1 protein-coding gene and 2 pseudogenes are annotated in these 930 nt (G+C 73.4%); 1 reads left to right on the top strand and 2 read right to left on the bottom strand.

What is annotated here, in order from left to right; translation table 11 throughout:
* Positions 1-158: pseudogene (locus VQ03_RS34885) on the top strand (ribosomal-protein-alanine acetyltransferase); the annotation flags it as partial.
* Positions 159-239: 81 nt separating this feature from the next.
* On the opposite strand, the gene VQ03_RS30105 reads toward VQ03_RS34885, so the two are convergent.
* The gene (locus tag VQ03_RS30105; protein WP_048454613.1) at positions 240-722 is read right to left on the bottom strand and encodes a GNAT family N-acetyltransferase; all 483 of its coding nucleotides are present in this window, start codon (positions 720-722) and stop codon (positions 240-242) included.
* Between the two features lie 15 nt (positions 723-737).
* Positions 738-803 (bottom strand): annotated as a pseudogene (locus tag VQ03_RS35190) (tRNA (adenosine(37)-N6)-threonylcarbamoyltransferase complex dimerization subunit type 1 TsaB); the annotation flags it as partial.
* Between the last annotated feature and the right edge of the window lie 127 nt (positions 804-930).

Genomic DNA, 930 nt, shown 5'->3' with positions numbered 1-930 from the left:
TGCGCCGGGTCCATCTCGAGGTCGATGACGGCAATGCCCCGGCGCTCGCCCTCTACCGCCGCCTCGGCTTCACCGAGACCGGTCGCCGGGCGAGCTACTATGCCCGGCCCGACGGCAGCCGCGCCAACGCGATCATGATGCAGGCGGCTTTGGGCTGACGCAGCGCCCGACGCCGCCCATCTCAGTTCTGACGCAAGGGCAGGTCAGGTCCCGGCTGGAATCGGTCGCCGGGCGCTGCGTCAGCCCAAAGCCGCCTGCATCATGATCGCGTTGGCGCGGCTGCCGTCGGGCCGGGCATAGTAGCTCGCCCGGCGACCGGTCTCGGTGAAGCCGAGGCGGCGGTAGAGGGCGAGCGCCGGGGCATTGCCGTCATCGACCTCGAGATGGACCCGGCGCACGCCCGCATCCTCCAGGGCGACGAGGTGCGACCGGAGGAGCTGGCGGCTCAGGCCCGCGCCGCGGGAGGCGGGGCCGAGCACGATGGTGAGGATCTCCGCCTCGTCGAGCACCTGGCGCGAGAGCACGAAGCCGCCGATCACCGTGCCGAGCATCAGGGCATGGGCCATGTGGCCGCGCTCGCACAGCATCCGCTCGAACTCGTCGGCTTCCCAGGGGCGCGCGAAGGCGGTGGCGTGGAGCGCCGCGAGCTCCCCGGCCCGGTCGGCCGAGATCAGGGGCGCGACATGGGCGGTCGGGGGAGAGCGGAACGGCATCCACTTCATCGGGCGAGAACTCCGTCAGCGGCGGGCGAGGCGCGCGTGGTCCTGCGGCTGGGCGTCCGGCCCGCGCAGGTAGAGGGGGCGGGCCGGCCGCCCCAGCCGCAGGACCACGCGCGCCTCGCCCGCCGCTGACGGAGTTCTCGCCCGATGAAGTGGATGCCGTTCCGCTCTCCCCCGACCGCCCATGTCGCGCCCCTGATCTCGGCCGACC

It is taken from the genome of Methylobacterium tarhaniae (genome assembly GCF_001043955.1).
Classification (GTDB): domain Bacteria; phylum Pseudomonadota; class Alphaproteobacteria; order Rhizobiales; family Beijerinckiaceae; genus Methylobacterium; species Methylobacterium tarhaniae.
Note: the sequence above shows the minus strand (reverse complement) of the source record. Positions and strands in the feature narration are given on the sequence as shown.